Origin of the sequence: Alloalcanivorax dieselolei B5 (genome assembly GCF_000300005.1) — a bacterium.
GTDB lineage: Bacteria > Pseudomonadota > Gammaproteobacteria > Pseudomonadales > Alcanivoracaceae > Alloalcanivorax > Alloalcanivorax dieselolei.
Genome location: NC_018691.1, coordinates 4,052,222 through 4,066,766 on the forward strand (window position 1 = coordinate 4,052,222; position 14,545 = coordinate 4,066,766).

17 protein-coding genes are annotated in these 14,545 nt (G+C 60.6%); 7 read left to right on the forward strand and 10 right to left on the reverse strand.

What is annotated here, in order from left to right; all coding sequences use genetic code 11:
• The first annotated feature begins 251 nt into the window (after positions 1 to 251).
• From B5T_RS18030 to B5T_RS18050, 5 genes are all read left to right on the forward strand, one after another.
• Positions 252 to 992: a class I SAM-dependent methyltransferase gene (locus tag B5T_RS18030; RefSeq protein WP_051015539.1), complete on the forward strand. Its 741-nt coding sequence runs from the start codon at positions 252 to 254 to the stop codon at positions 990 to 992.
• Between the two features lie 2 nt (positions 993 to 994).
• On the forward strand, positions 995 to 2,167 hold the full coding sequence (locus B5T_RS18035; protein WP_014995975.1) for a GNAT family N-acetyltransferase: 1,173 nt from the start codon (positions 995 to 997) through the stop codon (positions 2,165 to 2,167).
• Between the two features lie 13 nt (positions 2,168 to 2,180).
• The gene (locus B5T_RS18040; RefSeq protein WP_014995976.1) at positions 2,181 to 2,516 is read left to right on the forward strand and encodes a hypothetical protein; all 336 of its coding nucleotides are present in this window, start codon (positions 2,181 to 2,183) and stop codon (positions 2,514 to 2,516) included.
• Positions 2,516 to 3,037, forward strand: coding sequence for a pyridoxamine 5'-phosphate oxidase family protein (locus B5T_RS18045; RefSeq protein ID WP_014995977.1), 522 nt, complete (start codon positions 2,516 to 2,518; stop codon positions 3,035 to 3,037). Before B5T_RS18040 ends, B5T_RS18045 begins: the two co-directional genes overlap by 1 nt.
• Positions 3,038 to 3,130: 93 nt before the next feature.
• On the forward strand, positions 3,131 to 3,976 hold the full coding sequence (locus B5T_RS18050) for a DMT family transporter (RefSeq protein WP_014995978.1): 846 nt from the start codon (positions 3,131 to 3,133) through the stop codon (positions 3,974 to 3,976).
• Here the strand turns inward: B5T_RS18050 and B5T_RS18055 are convergent.
• The 7 genes from B5T_RS18055 to B5T_RS23295 are packed head-to-tail and all read right to left on the reverse strand — an operon-like array spanning position 3,946 to position 10,282.
• Positions 3,946 to 4,893, reverse strand: a complete 948-nt coding sequence (locus B5T_RS18055) for a hypothetical protein (protein ID WP_014995979.1) — start codon at positions 4,891 to 4,893, stop codon at positions 3,946 to 3,948. The two genes, B5T_RS18050 and B5T_RS18055, sit on opposite strands and share 31 nt — an antisense overlap.
• Positions 4,894 to 4,911: 18 nt before the next feature.
• Entirely contained in the window at positions 4,912 to 5,955 is a 1,044-nt protein-coding gene (locus tag B5T_RS18060) for a glycosyltransferase (RefSeq protein WP_014995980.1), read from the reverse strand.
• On the reverse strand, positions 5,952 to 6,659 hold the full coding sequence (locus B5T_RS18065) for a YrbL family protein (RefSeq protein ID WP_014995981.1): 708 nt from the start codon (positions 6,657 to 6,659) through the stop codon (positions 5,952 to 5,954). Before B5T_RS18065 ends, B5T_RS18060 begins: the two co-directional genes overlap by 4 nt.
• A complete protein-coding gene (locus tag B5T_RS18070; protein WP_014995982.1) occupies positions 6,659 to 7,690 on the reverse strand; it encodes a glycosyltransferase family protein in 1,032 nt (343 codons plus the stop codon). The genes B5T_RS18065 and B5T_RS18070 overlap by 1 nt, the downstream gene beginning before the upstream one ends.
• A complete protein-coding gene (locus B5T_RS18075) occupies positions 7,687 to 8,826 on the reverse strand; it encodes a glycosyltransferase (protein WP_014995983.1) in 1,140 nt (379 codons plus the stop codon). The genes B5T_RS18070 and B5T_RS18075 overlap by 4 nt, the downstream gene beginning before the upstream one ends.
• On the reverse strand, positions 8,823 to 9,893 hold the full coding sequence (locus B5T_RS18080) for a mitochondrial fission ELM1 family protein (RefSeq protein ID WP_081586919.1): 1,071 nt from the start codon (positions 9,891 to 9,893) through the stop codon (positions 8,823 to 8,825). Before B5T_RS18080 ends, B5T_RS18075 begins: the two co-directional genes overlap by 4 nt.
• Positions 9,890 to 10,282, reverse strand: coding sequence for a MipA/OmpV family protein (locus tag B5T_RS23295; protein WP_148279299.1), 393 nt, complete (start codon positions 10,280 to 10,282; stop codon positions 9,890 to 9,892). Before B5T_RS23295 ends, B5T_RS18080 begins: the two co-directional genes overlap by 4 nt.
• 218 nt (positions 10,283 to 10,500) lie before the next feature.
• On the opposite strand from B5T_RS23295, the gene tnpB reads away from it, so the two are divergent.
• Positions 10,501 to 10,797, forward strand: a complete 297-nt coding sequence (gene tnpB / locus B5T_RS18090; protein WP_014995986.1) for an IS66 family insertion sequence element accessory protein TnpB — start codon at positions 10,501 to 10,503, stop codon at positions 10,795 to 10,797.
• A gap of 34 nt (positions 10,798 to 10,831) precedes the next feature.
• Here tnpB and B5T_RS18095 read toward each other — a convergent pair whose 3' ends face one another.
• Genes B5T_RS18095 through B5T_RS18105 form a run of 3 tightly spaced genes read right to left on the reverse strand, consistent with a single transcriptional unit; the run spans position 10,832 to position 13,396 of the window.
• Entirely contained in the window at positions 10,832 to 11,773 is a 942-nt protein-coding gene (locus B5T_RS18095) for a bile acid:sodium symporter family protein (protein WP_014995987.1), read from the reverse strand.
• A 54-nt stretch (positions 11,774 to 11,827) separates the two neighbouring features.
• The gene (gene cysE / locus B5T_RS18100; RefSeq protein WP_014995988.1) at positions 11,828 to 12,598 is read right to left on the reverse strand and encodes a serine O-acetyltransferase; all 771 of its coding nucleotides are present in this window, start codon (positions 12,596 to 12,598) and stop codon (positions 11,828 to 11,830) included.
• Positions 12,599 to 12,628: 30 nt separating this feature from the next.
• A complete protein-coding gene (locus tag B5T_RS18105) occupies positions 12,629 to 13,396 on the reverse strand; it encodes an RNA methyltransferase (protein ID WP_014995989.1) in 768 nt (255 codons plus the stop codon).
• Positions 13,397 to 13,549: 153 nt separating this feature from the next.
• Between B5T_RS18105 and suhB the strand changes: the two genes are divergently transcribed.
• Entirely contained in the window at positions 13,550 to 14,371 is an 822-nt protein-coding gene (gene suhB / locus B5T_RS18110; RefSeq protein ID WP_014995990.1) for an inositol-1-monophosphatase, read from the forward strand.
• Positions 14,372 to 14,545 lie beyond the last annotated feature (174 nt).

Below are 14,545 nucleotides of genomic sequence, written 5' to 3' on the forward strand. Positions count from 1 at the left end.
GGGGCTGATTTTTCAGACAACACGCCTCTTTTTTTCATTTTCGCAAATCGTTTAATCATTAACAGCCTCCATCGCCGCAAAATCCCCAAAAATACCGATACCACCCCTCCACTTCTGCACCATTTTTTAGTGTCATAAAATGCCATTTTTTTATATAAAACTATTAGTAGTAACTCATTTTTTTATGTGTTGAATTTGATTAAGAAAAAGACTCCATTAAATCAGGACGAGAGAAGATGAGGGACAATCACATGGACAGTCAATTTGATGAGCTTGCCGCGCTTTACGAGGAAATGGCGGAATGGCCCTTCCGAAAACACTGCGAAATCCCTTCGGTTTTCAGTGTGCTTGGCGACCTTTCCGGCCTGGATGTGTTCGATTTCGGTTGTGGTAGCGGCTTCTACAGCCGCGCCTTGCGCCAACGGGGCGCGGCATCGGTGACCGGCTATGACGAATCCGAAGGCATGATCGCCTATGCCCGGCGCCGCGAAGAAAAGGAACAGATAGGGGTCTCCTTCATCGACACTCTCGACGAAACCACGGAGCAACACTTCGATCTGTTATTGTCCGTCTATGTCCTCCCCTACGCGTCCGACTTTCCGGCTCTGCTCGACATGTGCGGGGCCATGGTATCCCGGCTCAAGCCCGGCGGGCGCCTGGTGGCCCTGCCGATCCACCCGGAATATGCCCTGCCTCCCTCCTACTATCGCCATTACGGCTTCCAGCTCAGCAGCGATGAACAGACGGCTTATGACGACGGCTCGGCCATCACCCTGCATTTGTGTCATCCCCCTTATGATGAGTATGTGACCGCTTATTACTGGTCCGCGCAGGCCCTGCATGAAGCAATGACAAAACAGGGTCTCGAGGCTCTGCAATGGCACCAGCCCCGGGCCACCGAAGAAGGGCTCAACTTGCTCGGCGCCCCCTTTTGGGAAGCCTATCAGAGCCGTCCCCACGCGGCGATCCTCGAGGGACGCAAGGAGAGATAACCATGCTCGCCGTGCCGATACCGGAGCCCTTGCTACCCCGGTATGGAGAGACATCCGTCCGTCTCTGCCCCTCCGTGCGCACCCTTGATCGCCATGCCTGGGACGCCTTGGTCAGCGATAGCAACTTTTTCAACAGCCATCGCTGGCTGGCCTCTCTGGAGTATGCCTTTGGACCACAGGAAACGTTGGCGGTATTCGGGGCCGGAGGGCTGATGGCCGGCTGTCCGGTTTGGAAAGGACAGCCCGATGACGCCCTGTTCAATCCATCCACGCTGTTCGGAGGCCTCGCTGGTCCGTGGGAAGAACACTTCCTTTGGGGAGGGGCTTACCGTGCCACTCACAACGAGCCAGTGGTCACCGTCGGCAGCCGCCGGCGCTCCGCGCAACGACTGCTGCTCAGCGCTCTAAAACAGCTTGCCACGCAACGGGATCAAGCCGGCGTGATTCTACCGTACATACCCTTGCACCATGCCCTGACTCTGCGCCGCTCGCATCCGGAAACACAGATTATTCTCCATACCGCCGAGGCATTTCAGCCCATTTCTTCAGGCGGCTTACAGGCCACCGTCTCCGCGTGGAGAAAGCGCTACCGCTCACGCACCTGGTCGGAAATTTCCGCCTTTCGGAATCATGGCAACGCCATCGAGTGGTCCTCTCTGACACCGGAACTGGAACCCGTGGTGGCAAGGCTGGTGACAAGCAATCGGCACAAGTACGGCTCACAGGCCGGTGAAGCCTGGATGTCGCGAATTCTTTCCGGCCAGAAACAGGCCGGCCTGCATCAGAACATTATTCTCGCCACCGCCAGGCATGGCGATCGAGTCACGGCCGTATGCGTGTTCTATCGCTTTGGGAAAGCACTGCATCTCCGTTATTTCGGCTCGGATTATCAGCATCGTGACAATGATTTCCGTTACTTCATTCTGGGCTATTACGCTCCCCTCGACTTCGCCGCCCGTCAGGGTTTTTCGGTGTCCCACCTGTCGATTTCCGCCCTGGATGCCAAAGCCAAACGAGGTGGCATCGTCACCCCACTGGCCGCCGTGGTGATGCTCCGTGATGGCCCCCTTGATCCTCGCCTCGTCGCCGAGCACAACCTGGCGATACAACACTTTTATCAGAGCCGCTATCAACACTACACAAGCACCGACTGGAAATTGGTGAATACCCCGTAACCAAGGAGGAATCATGTTACATCTGGTCTACATCATGCGCCCCACCGTCCACGCTCGAACCCATCAAAAGGAATTCTGGGAGTGGGTACGCGCCCGCGAACAATGGTTCTATGACGGGTTGGATATGGCCCAGAACCCGCGCTGGTACGTTCACACTATTGGACAGCACGTGCACTGCATCGAGCATTCCGTGGCCTTCCTCGACGAAGCCGCCTGGGGTACGTACCGTGCGGAAGTACATCAGCGCGCCAAGGAACCGGCCTGGGAAGAGCGCCGGGTGGAACAGGATAAGTGGTGGGACATCATTGATGCCCGCTTGATGAACGAGGTCAAAATGGAGCACTCGTAATGCCCGCGCAACAGGAACTCGCCGCCCGAGCCACACGGCTGCTGAACAGCACCCGCTTTGTTACCCTGGCCACCGTGTCACCCGAAGGTATCGCCTGGGCGTCAACCGTGAACTACGTGGTGTTTCGCACGCCGCTGCGCCTGCTCTGGTATTCCATGACCAGTGCACGGCATTCCAGCAACATTCACGGTAGCCACGATGTGGCCGCCTCGCTGTTTCGCACCGACCTGGGAGAAGCCGCTCCCCCAGTCGGATTGGACGGATTGCAATTGCAGGGAAGTTGCCACCCTTTATCCGACCAGAAAACGCCTGACGCTCATCGCGATTACTATAGGGAAAATTTTCCCGATCCCGGGGTGCGCCGCCAATGGCAGTTGCCTGTGGAGCAGTTTCTGAGCGGCGGTGGCAGACGTTTCTATGAGCTCAAGCTCACCCGGTTATGGCTATTGGACCTGCAGCGGTGGAGCGAGGACAAGGTCGACCAGCGGGTGGAAATCACTCATCTGATTCCAGAGCTCTGAGCCGGCACGTTATACGGGCGGACAGTCTGGTGGAGTTTCGTTCCAGGGGATACGCTGTCTCTTTCTCGCACCCCCAATGGATACGGAAACCTGATGGATCGGCCGCAAATAAAAGGTACCGGTTACGCCTTCGCCACCAGCGCCTTATGGGGCGCCACCGGTATCTGGGTAGCCCTCCTGACGGTTCTGCCGGTGTCTTCCACACTGTTGTTCCGTTTCGTTACCGCCACCGTGCTACTGGTACCGGCATTACTGCTCTCCGGCGGTATCCGCAAACCCACTCGCGATGGCTATGGCGCGGGCGCCCTGCTGGTCGCCTATTATCTGTTCGCCACCATCGGTTTTTATTTCAGCAACGTGGTCAGTGTCTCGCTGCTGGTGTCCACCTCACCGTTCTTCGTCATGTTGATTCGTGTTTGCCGGCGGGAGGCATTACGCGGCCAGGAGATGGTGGGCGGAATTCTGGCTTTTACCGGCGTGTTGGTGCTGATTGCCGGCGGCGCAGCCGCAACCGCCGGCCGCCTTCCCGCTCTCGGTAATGTCTGTGGCCTGGGCGCCGCGCTGACCATGGCGCTGTATTCACTGATCGGACCGCGTCTGCAGGGACAGGGCTGGACCGTGGTATTGATCAGTTGCCTGCTGGGCGCCCTGATCAGCCTGCCGTTCTCCGTGCCGACACTGACGTTGCCCGATTGGCCGCAATGGGGATTATTCGCGGGCCTGGCGCTGTTCTCCACCCTCGCCCCCGGCTATCTCTACCCGCTGGCCTGCCAGCGCATCACCCCCACGGCGGCCACCGTGATCCGCCTCAGCACACCGTTCTTCACCGCCTTCTTTGCCTGGCTGATCCTGGAACAAACACTGGGACTACATCACCTGCTCGGCGCGCCGCTGATGTTGGCCGGCGTCTATCTGACTTTGCCCCGGAGTGCGGTCTGATTCACAGCGGGCGGTTCCGGGTTCTTGAACAGACCCCACAGATCAAAGTGATCGAATACTGCGCGGATACTGCTGTCATTGCCTCCCACGGCGGATTTGTTGGCCCGCTTTAGCGAATGCAGCTGGCTGCCTTCCACCACCGGAAAACCGGTTTTGAAGTCACCGTAATCGGGGACACGGCGGCAGGCCGTTCCCCGCTTCAGGCTCATGGCCTTGAGCCAGACGTCGTCCGCGTTGGGACAGAGCGACCGGAACAGGGTGGCATCGAGCACCTGCTCGTCGAGACAGCCGGGGAAATACAGCACACCGCCGACACCGGTCGGAAACGTCAGTAAGGAAGGTGCGCTATCGGAGGTCGGTTTCTCCCATTGTTTGTAGGGCAGCACCTCTCCCCGCGAATCAAACCGCATGCCGTGAGCCCGCAAGCAGGGAATCACACCCGGCATGGCCCGATAACTTCGATACAACCTGTCCACCAGGTCATGGGGATAGAGCATATCGTCGTCCACGGTGATCACCAGGCTGTGCGGATAGCGCATCAGGGTGTAATAGAATTTCTTGTAAGGCCCCAGGTCTTCTGGGCAGAAGGCGACTTCCAGCCCACGCTGTTGTTGCAGGGTCAGAATATGAGGGACATCGGCCCGGCGGAATTCCGGTTCCGATAACCAGAGAATGATGCGATCCGGTTTCAGGGACTGCTGCAACAGACTCTCAATGGTTAGATAAACGTTATCGATACGCTTGTCGAAGGTGGTCAGCGAAACGATGATCTCCTCCTCCAGTGCGTTGCCCACTCCAGGGATGGTGCTGTTGATCGCACTCCACTGGAACTGGCCGGACAAAAAAACGCTCTTCTGCAAAGCGATGGCATCACGTTTCGCCCGGAGCCGTTTTTCTCTGCGTCTTGCTTTCCACATGCGCTCGTCTCCGGTCGGCTATGCGTGAGGCCGCAGCCCGGGCAGGCTGGCGAAGAAGTCCTGATACTGGCGCACCACCACCGCACGGCTGAACCGCTGCTGATAGTGCCGCCAGCCGTTATCGGCCAGCCGCGCCCGCATCGCCGGTTGCCGAAGCAGGGAGGCGATGGCCCCGGCCAGGGCAACCGTTTCGTCCACCGGTGTCACCAGCCCGGTTTCGCCATGCTCGATCAACTCCGCCGGCCCCTGGGAAGCGGTGGCGATGATGGGACAGTGATGCGCCCAGGCCTCCAGCACGATGGAACCGAGCCCCTCATGTCGGGAAGGACAGACAAACAGATCGGCGCTGCGCATCAGCGCGGTGACATCATCGCGCCAGCCGAGGAAACGGACCCGTTCCTCCAGCCCCAGTTCCCGACAGAGCGTCTTCAGCGCCGCTTCTTCCGGACCACTGCCGGCCAGCCACAGCATGGCCTCGGGGACCTGCTGCAAGGCCGTCAGCAACACATCGAATCCCTTGTTCACGTGCAACCGCCCCGCCGCAAGCAGCAGCGGACAATCCGGCGGCGTGGCGAAATCCGCCCGAGTCACCGGCTCGACCGGGTGTTCATCGGCAAAGTTCGGGATCTGCACCACCCGTCCGACCGGCATGCCGCCACGCACCAGGTGATCACAGATCCCTTTGGTGATGCCTATCCAGTAGTCCGCGTGGCGGTAGTATTTCAGGTTGTAGTAGTGCCCCAACCGGCTGACCAGGGTGTAATCCCCGGGGGGCGTCAGCGCACTGGCCCGGTTCATCCAGGTCAGCACAATATCCGGCCGATAGCGGCGCAAAGCCTGCCGATAACGGACCCGTTCCCAGGGCCGCAACGGGCCGGGGAAACGAAATCCACAACTGGCCACACCGGCACTCCTGAGTGCGCGGACGCGCTGTTCATAGGGACGCAGGAACGCCTGTTGTTCAAGCCCTGGTTGCCCTTGCAGGGCGCTCACCAGCCGCACGAAGAAGCTCTCCGCACCGCCTTGTTCCGCCCCCGCCAGTACCTGGGCCAGCCGTTTCATTGGTTTCTCCCCAACGCCTCGGCCCGGCCATCGTGCAACAGCAGGCCGTGGTAACCGGGGAAGTCCGGCTGGCCGCGCTGGGCCAGCAATGCCTGTATTCTCTGATGCAGATTGGCGACTTTCCTTTGTGTTTTTCCGCGCTGCAAAGCGACCGGCAACAGCAACATCGGGATCAGCCCGGTGCTGCCCAGCCCGTCAATCACCACCAGACGGCGAATACCGCCGTCGCCGGCCCGCTGTACCACGATGTTGTGCAGCAGCAGATCCCGCGACGGCATGCGCATCGCCAGCCAGAAGCCGGCCAGCGCTTCCACCGCCTGACGACAGGCCTCGGTCATGCCCTCATCCCAGAGGGTTTTCTTCAGCGTCTGGGCGACGCCGCCATCGTCATCGCGGATTAGTTCGGACACCAGCCCCGGCCCCATATCGGTCCGCACGAAACCGAAACAGCGGCTGACATGCCGATACAACGGCTCGCCATAGCGGCGCTGCAACGCCACCATTACCTGCCGCTCTTCACGGTTGTCATCAAAACGAGAAAGGGGCAACAGTGTTTTCGGGAACCCCTTCTTGCGCCGCCGATCCGCCACAGTGAAGTCGGGACGACGAACCTTGATGCAGCGGCCCGAATCCGTCGGGTCGACAAAACACAAGCGGTTGCCGCCACGCGCAAACGGCGCCTGCGAGGAAAGCGTCACTGCCATCAGAAAGCCTCCCGCTCCCGCCGGGCCCACACATAATCATAAGAGAACGGCAACTGCAGTGACGCTTCAACAATGTACCGGGCATACAGTCGTGAATTCATCCGCTCGTGAAAGAAGGCCCGGGCGCGGGCGGCCCAGTGTTGGCGACGGGCATCGTCGTGGTGGAAGGCCAGAACCTGCTCACGCAGGGCATCGTCGTCATCGAAATAGACCAGGGTTTCCGGCGGCAGCAACTCATCAAAGCGCGGCGCACTGTGGCAGAACTGCAGGATGCCATTGCCCGCCAGCTGCGCCATCCGCGCCGACGAATACCAATAATGTCCTTCCTGCCGGTTCAGGTTCAGCCCCATGCGCGTCTCGGCCAGGGCACGTTCGTAATCACGCCCCCATACCGGCGGCATGCCAAAGCTGCCCGGCGTCCGGAAGCACAAGGTTCCATCCAGAGCGTCCTTGAGTTGCCGGACGGTTTCCTGGCGGTGCGTGAAATCATTGCTGTTGCTGCAGAACAACAAATCCACCGGCAAATTGGTGCGCTGGCTGTTGTCCAGGGTTTCAATGGAGGCGTCCACCGGGTTGGGCATGTGATAGAAACGCGCCTTGCTGCCCCGGAAGCGCCGCAACTCCGGTAGCCCTGTAGAGACGAACACCGCATCCACCACTTCGGCACGATGACCGATCCGGGCCTCGTTGTCCGGTACGAAAAGAGGGTCGTTATTGCAATGAATCAGCACCGTCCCGGGGCATGCCTTGCGCAGGCTGACCAGGGTATCGTTGCTAATCAGGTCACAATGCCCACAGATCACCAGATCCGGCTGCACCGCTTCCGCGGTTTCCAGCAGCCGCCGGTTCGCCTGCCGCTTGCCCAGGTCACGGATGCCCAAAGGCGCCTCAAAGGCCGCCACATCCCGATCACTGAATACCCGCACGTCATGATCATTGCGGATCAGACCAAGGGTGAGCTTGTGCGCCCAGCTTACCCGCGTTTTACCGTACCGCCGCAACTGCTGGTAGGCCACATGCAGCACTCTCATTTTTGCGGCTCCCGCACGCCGGTTACCAGCTGACAGGCCTGCCCAGCCAGCGCCTGACGATAGACCTTCAAAGTGGCGTCGACCTGCTGCCGCAGGTGGAATTGCGGAGGCAATTGGACCACCGCCGGCACCTTCAGCAGCTGCACGATCCGCGCCACCACGGCCGGCACGTCATCCTCCGTAACCAGCCCGTCGGGGAAACAGGCGGAGAGAATCTCCGCGGCACCGCCCCGCTCGAACCCCACCACCTTGCAACCGGTCGACAGGGCTTCCGTTATCACCCGGCCAAAGGGCTCCGGCTTGCTGGAGAGATGGCAGACCATCTCCGCCAGCCGGTAAAACTGCACCATGTCCGCCCGCCGCCCGACCAGGGTCACGTGGGGCGCGAGCCCCATGCTCAGCGCCTTGTTTTCCAGCTCCGTACGGTAATGCTGCTTATCAGGCTCGGCTCCGCCGACAATCACGCCGTGCACGTCCGGCACCTGTTGCACCAGTTGCCGCATCACCTCCAGAAAGGTTTCCTGCCCTTTCCAGCGACTCAGACGGCCCGGCATCAGAATCAGGCGTTTGCCCTGAAAATGGGGATAGCTGGCGTAAAGCTGTCGCAACCAGCGACGGTCCGGTTCCGCCGGCGAAAACCGCTCGACATCCACGCCCCGCGGGATCACGGTAATCCGCGCGGGGTCCACCCGGTAATGCTCGCGAATGTACTGATTGACCCCTTCGGAAATCGCGATCACATGGGGTGGCCTGGCCATGATGGCGCTGTAGCGGTTGACCGAATAGAGGCCATGAAAGGTACTGACCAGTGCCGGACGCCGCGCCGGCGGCAACTTGCGCCAGGCCAGCCACACCAGCCAGGCCGGCAGACGGGAGCGCACATGCACCACATCCGGCGCCAGCTCCCGAAGCAACTGTCGAACCGGCCTTATTTGCAAAAGGGACCACAGAGATTTGCGGTGCACGGGCAGGGTCGCATGCCGGCTGCCCTGTTCTTCCAGCTGCGCCACCATGGCGCCACCATTGGACAGCACCCAGGATTCATGGCCTTGCCGAACCAGCTCCCGGGCAAATTCAACGGTGCCTCGTTCCACGCCACCACTGTTGAGCGCCGGCAATACCTGCAAGACCTTCAAAAGTCGGCATCCCGGTAACGTTCGATCAGCCAGTGGGCAACCCGGTTGGCTTCCCACAGATGGGCCGCCCTGACGGTTTTGGCCTCCATCAGAGTGTGGCGCTGCTGCCAGGCGGCCACCAGGCCCCGCTGTTGCAACTTTCTGACACCGTCCACCACCCGTTTCTTGCCACCGGGGTGCAATTCCAGCATCCCGGTGAGCACGCCCGCGGTGAGAGATTCATACAGCATGGACACGCTATCGGGGGAGACCCAGGCGACCCGCGACTGCCGTAATTGCTGAGGTAACCAGTCGACCGGGGTCTGTTCGTGATGAAAAAAGCGCACATTGGGCTGCGTCAGTTGCTGCAGCCTCGCCACCAATGCCGGCGGCGTGCGGCGGGAACTGGTCACCGCCCACTGCCAGTGCGGATAATCCCGCGACAGTGTCTGCAGCTGCTGGTAGATCGCCTCGCTGTCCCACTGAAAATGGGGCGACTCGCCACCGACCAGAATCAGCCCTCGGGATTCACCGATCAGTGCCGGGTTGGGATGCACCGCCGTGATCGCACCCTGGGTGGTAAGAATATCGCCACGGGCCGGCGGGTTATCGTGCTCGGGAATCACCTTCAGATCCGCCCAGCGCCCGGGAAAGCTCGGCCGCATCAACACTACCGTCATGGCGTCGTATTGGCGGCGGCAGGCCATCAGCAGGGTATGGGTGCCAGAACCGGCGGCAATGATAATGGTCGGTGCCGGCGCATCAATGGCCGGAGCCCGGCCCATCACCGCCCGCCACGGCGACACCCGGTATTCACGGCAGGACAGCCAGATCAGTTGCGCTCCGCACAGGGTTTCCAGCCGCTCGCCCAGGCCACGCAGTTGGTTCACGTGACCCGCCTTGCCGTCATTGAGCAACCACACCACCGGCCGGACCAGCGGCCGCGCCAGCCATAACGGATCCATACTCGCCAGCAGCGGCTCGGGCGGAGGCGCCCCGATATCGAAAAACGCCCGCCCCGGCCAGTGCGGATCCCCACCCAACGCACCCACCTTGCTGGCGTTCGCCTTTATGGAGGATGAGCTCATGAACACAATCCTGAGAAGCTATCGCTGATCAGACATTGTTTATGTACTTCATGACAGTATTGAGACCGCAGGAATGCGACCGCAGGCTGAAGAGGAGCAGATTTAGGGTACGCGCCCAAACCTCTTTCAAAATTCAGAAAGTAACGATCTTTGTATTCAATATCGACATAAGGCAAAGCATCAAGCTCTGTTTTATCAACACCTGGAGAAACAGGGCCATACTCACCGCCGATTCCGATTGTCACATCCCAATCTTTCCAATTGCGTGTTCCCATTTCTTCCTCACCGTGTTCGTATGAGGAATTTCTCCAGCCGATTTCCTCGGCATATGCTGCGGTACTTCCAAACATCGTACAATCCGAAAGCGAAGCTACTATAAGCTTTTTCATAGCACCTCCTTTCATTGTTTAGTTGGCCTTCCACCCGCCAAAAATACTTGAAAGGGCGATTGAACAATTACAGCTTAGATGATCGCGTCTAACTGACAGGTTGAGAGCAAATTAAAGATTGTTAATGTTGGAAAAGACGTAACTGTCCGCCCAGCCCACCTAATAATAGATCTTCCAAGCCGTTACATTATGAGCTCCCCAACAAACCGGAGATCATCATGAACAAACTTGTTGAAGAGAAGGCTGGAGAAAGCACACAAACCCCGAACCCGTTGCGTGATGGCGTGTTTATCTTTCGCAATAAATCCGGTGACAAGGTCAAACTAATGTACTGGCAACGTAACGGTCTGATGGTGAGTTACAAGCGCCTGAAACAAGGGCGCTTCAAGTGGCCCAAGGCCAGTGCCGACAGCCTGTCGCTGCCCCGTCAGGATCTGGAACTTTTGCTGGATGGCATTGACCTGAACAAGCTCAAGCGAGTGTGTCGGGGGCGGCTCAGGAAAAACAGGTGCTGATTTTCTGGCGCTTACGATTGAGGTCGGCCGACGCTTATTTGACGCTGCCTCGCGGTGGCGTCCGAGCGACGCCCGGGGATTCGTCACGACGGCGCCAATACCAGGCCAGCACCGCGCCGGAGAGGTTGTGCCAGACGCTGAACAGGGCACCGGGCAAGGCGGCCATGGCAGTGAAATGTTTCACCGCCAGCGCCACGCCGAGACCGGAGTTCTGCATGCCCACCTCGATGGCAAGGGTGCGGGCACGGCGCGGGTCGAAACGGAACAGTCTGGCAACGCCATAGCCGGCGGCCAGGCCGATACCGTTGTGCAGCACCACCGCCAGCATGACGAGGGCGCCGCCACTGGCGATACGGGATTGATTCAGGGCCACGATGATGCCGATCACCAGAACGATGGCGGCCACGGAAATCAGAGGGAAGGCATCACGCACCCGATCCAGCCGCTTGCCCAGTAACGAATTGATCAAGGTGCCACCAATCACCGGCAACAAAACGATCTTCACCAGGGAAACCAGCATCGCCGCCACCGGCACGGGCAGGGTTTCGCCCAGATACAGCCACACCAAAGCCGGTGTCGCCAGCACCGCCACCAGGGTGGACACCGCGGTCATGGCGATGGACAGCGCCACATCGGCGCGGGCCAGATAACAGATCACGTTGGACGCGGTGCCGCCGGGACAGGCGCCGACGATCACCAGACCGACCATCACCTCCGTGGGCAGGGCCAGGACCTTGGCCACCAGCAGCGCGGCCAGCGGCATGACCAAGTATTGCAGCGCCACCCCCAGGCCAATGACGCCGGGCGCCCTGAATACACGCAGGAAGTCCTCCCAGGTCAGGGTCAGCCCCATGCCGAACATGATCACCATCAGCAGCGGAACGATCCAGTCGGACAGCGCCGCCAGTGGCGCCGGCATGAAATAGGCAAAAATGGAAAACAAAATCGCCCACAGCGGGAAAAGTCTCGCGATCATGCCCTGCCCTCACTATCTGATGTTGTTGTTCTGGATACCGTCGTGCGGGAGTGGTCAGTCGGTGCCCTCCCGGGCCTTGATGGACTCGAAGTCCTCATCCTTCAATTCCGGCAGTTGCTCGTCGCAGCCCTGGATGCCCTGGCGGCGCAGGTTGTCGCAGACCCGGTCCAGTTTGCCGTCCACCGCGTGCATATGATCCAGCAGCGTGCCAATGGCCTCCGCCACCGGGTCGGGCATATCGTTGCTGACGCCATAAGCCTGGAAGCCGATCTTCTCCGCCATCTCCCGGCGGTTGCGCTCCTGCTCGTTGGCCGGTTGACGGATCACGCGGCCGGGAATGCCAATCACCGTGGCGCCTTCCGGCACTTCCTTGGTAACCACGGAGTTGGAGCCAATTTTGGCGTTCTTATGCACCACGAACGGGCCCAGCACCTTGGCGCCGGCACCGACCACCACACCGTCTTCCAGCGTCGGGTGGCGCTTGCCCTTGTTCCAACTGGTACCGCCCAGGGTGACGCCGTGGTACAGGGTGACGTCATCGCCAATCTCGGCGGTCTCGCCAATCACCACGCCCATGCCATGGTCGATAAAGAAACGTCGGCCAATCCGCGCTCCCGGGTGAATCTCGATACCGGTCAGCCAGCGGCTGAAGGTGGAGATCAAACGCGCGAGCAGCTTCAGACCGTGCCCCCAACACCAGTGCGCCAGCCGATGGAACAAGACGGCATGCAGCCCCGGATAGTTCAGCAATACCTCAAGGGTGTTGCGCGCCGCCGGGTCACGGTGAAAGACGGATTGGATGTCCTCTTTGATCTGCTCGAACATAGTTACCTCTAAGAGCCTGCTCTACCTGCTCTATGAGCGGTCATCCAGGGCCTTGTCAATGGCCACCAGGGTGCCGCGCAGGATATTGATTTCCATTCTGTCGGGGCGGGCGCGCAGGAACAATCGCCGCATGCGTGTCATCACCTGGGCCGGTTTTTCCGGGTCCAGGAACTCACTGCGCACCATGATTCGCTCCAGATGATCGAGGAAGTGCTGGACGGCGTCGTTACTGGCCGCCGGCTCGTCCCAATACATCCGGGGTGGCGTCATGGTGGCACGATTGGCCCGCGCCGCCTTCGGCACGGTATCGTCGTCGGCCAGTACCAGACGCAGTTCATAGGCAATCAACTGCACCGCCGACGCCACGTTCAGCACACCATACTCCGGGTTGGTGGGCACGGAAACATGCAGGTTACAGCGGTGCAGCTCTTCGTTGGTCAGGCCACGGTCCTCACGTCCGAACAGCACGGCAATGCGGGCGTCGGCGGGTTCCTGTTCCAGTTGCTGGCCGAGCTCACGTGGCGTCAGGCAGGGCCAGGGGATACGGCGATGGCGGGCACTGGTGCCCACCACCAGGGTGGCGCCTTCCAGGGCTTCATCCAGGCTGTCGCACACCCTGGCCGCGGCAAGAATGTCGCCGGCACCGGAAGCGCGGGAGGTGGCCTCGGCGCTGGGGTGGATTTTCGGCGTCACCAGCCGCAGATCGCTCAGTCCCATGGTCTTCATGGCGCGAGCCGCCGCACCGATATTGCCCGGGTGGGTGGTTCCTACCATCACCACGCGCACGTTGTCTAACATGATGTATCCAGATCGCGGGAAAGAAGGGGAGTTTAACAGATTCTCACCTGCCCACAGTCCTCCGCCTCTGCTAAACTTCGCGGCAATATGGCTCCTGGTGCCCGTTCAAGGTCACCGGCCCAAACCGCTCTTTTAAACCGACAGGATACCGGCATGCACGCGCCGCAAGTGAACATTGCTCTGCGAGCCGCCCGCCAGGCGGGCAATCTGATCCGCCGCGCGGCGGAGAACAACGATCCCCTGACCGTGGATCAAAAGGGCATGAACGACTTCGTCACCCAGGTGGACCGGGCGGCGGAAGCTCGCATCATCGAGGTGATTCGCAAAGCCTATCCGCAACACGGCATCCTCGCCGAGGAAGGCGGCGAGATCACCGGCACCGGTGAAGGTGTCGACTATCAGTGGATCATCGATCCGCTGGACGGCACCACCAACTTCATCCACGGTTTTCCGCAATATTGCGTTTCCATTGCTCTGTCCATCAAAGGCCGGGTCGAGCACGCGGTGATCTACGATCCACTGCGGGATGAGGAATTCACCGCCAGCCGCGGCCGCGGCGCGGCGCTCAACGGTCGCCGTCTCCGGGTCAGCAAGCGCGCCGGTCTGGCCGGCGCCCTGATCGGCACCGGCTTTCCCTTCCGCGCCGACCAGGTCCAGCACCTGGATGCTTATCTCGGCATGTTCAAATCCATCGCCGAATCCACCGCCGGCCTGCGCCGCCCCGGTTCCGCCGCCCTCGATCTGGCCTGGGTGGCCGCCGGTCGCATGGACGGTTTCTTCGAGATTGGCCTGGCGCCCTGGGACATGGCCGCGGGCACGCTGCTGATCACCGAAGCCGGCGGTCTGGTGGGCGATCTCGCTGGCGGCCACGGCCACCTGGACTTTGGCCATGTGGTGGCCGGAGCGCCCAAGGTCTTCAAGGGCCTGCTGCAGAAAATCCAGCCCCATCTCACCGCGGCTCTGCGTCGCCACTAAGCCCGCGCGGGCCCGCTCCCGGCGGGCCCGCCGCCCGCCTGTTTTTCTCGATCACCCTGATTTGTAAATCCGATTTACCAAGGGATGGGATTGCACGCCGGGCTCTGCTAGCGTAACCCTATACCTCTATTCTCACGGGCGCGGCCACAGGCCGCGCCTCTTGCCTTTGATACG

Coding starts and splice junctions, on each gene's coding strand:
- B5T_RS18035 (WP_014995975.1), top strand. CDS start 995: ATGCTCGCCGTGCCGATACCGGAGCCCTTGCTACCCCGGTATGGAGAG.
- B5T_RS18050 (WP_014995978.1), top strand. CDS start 3,131: ATGGATCGGCCGCAAATAAAAGGTACCGGTTACGCCTTCGCCACCAGC.
- B5T_RS18105 (WP_014995989.1), bottom strand. CDS start 13,396: ATGTTAGACAACGTGCGCGTGGTGATGGTAGGAACCACCCACCCGGGC.
- B5T_RS23295 (WP_148279299.1), bottom strand. CDS start 10,282: ATGAAAAAGCTTATAGTAGCTTCGCTTTCGGATTGTACGATGTTTGGA.
- B5T_RS18080 (WP_081586919.1), bottom strand. CDS start 9,893: ATGAGCTCATCCTCCATAAAGGCGAACGCCAGCAAGGTGGGTGCGTTG.
- B5T_RS18065 (WP_014995981.1), bottom strand. CDS start 6,659: ATGGCAGTGACGCTTTCCTCGCAGGCGCCGTTTGCGCGTGGCGGCAAC.
- B5T_RS18055 (WP_014995979.1), bottom strand. CDS start 4,893: ATGTGGAAAGCAAGACGCAGAGAAAAACGGCTCCGGGCGAAACGTGAT.
- B5T_RS18060 (WP_014995980.1), bottom strand. CDS start 5,955: ATGAAACGGCTGGCCCAGGTACTGGCGGGGGCGGAACAAGGCGGTGCG.
- B5T_RS18040 (WP_014995976.1), top strand. CDS start 2,181: ATGTTACATCTGGTCTACATCATGCGCCCCACCGTCCACGCTCGAACC.
- cysE (WP_014995988.1), bottom strand. CDS start 12,598: ATGTTCGAGCAGATCAAAGAGGACATCCAATCCGTCTTTCACCGTGAC.
- B5T_RS18095 (WP_014995987.1), bottom strand. CDS start 11,773: ATGATCGCGAGACTTTTCCCGCTGTGGGCGATTTTGTTTTCCATTTTT.
- B5T_RS18030 (WP_051015539.1), top strand. CDS start 252: ATGGACAGTCAATTTGATGAGCTTGCCGCGCTTTACGAGGAAATGGCG.
- B5T_RS18045 (WP_014995977.1), top strand. CDS start 2,516: ATGCCCGCGCAACAGGAACTCGCCGCCCGAGCCACACGGCTGCTGAAC.
- tnpB (WP_014995986.1), top strand. CDS start 10,501: ATGAACAAACTTGTTGAAGAGAAGGCTGGAGAAAGCACACAAACCCCG.
- B5T_RS18070 (WP_014995982.1), bottom strand. CDS start 7,690: ATGAGAGTGCTGCATGTGGCCTACCAGCAGTTGCGGCGGTACGGTAAA.
- suhB (WP_014995990.1), top strand. CDS start 13,550: ATGCACGCGCCGCAAGTGAACATTGCTCTGCGAGCCGCCCGCCAGGCG.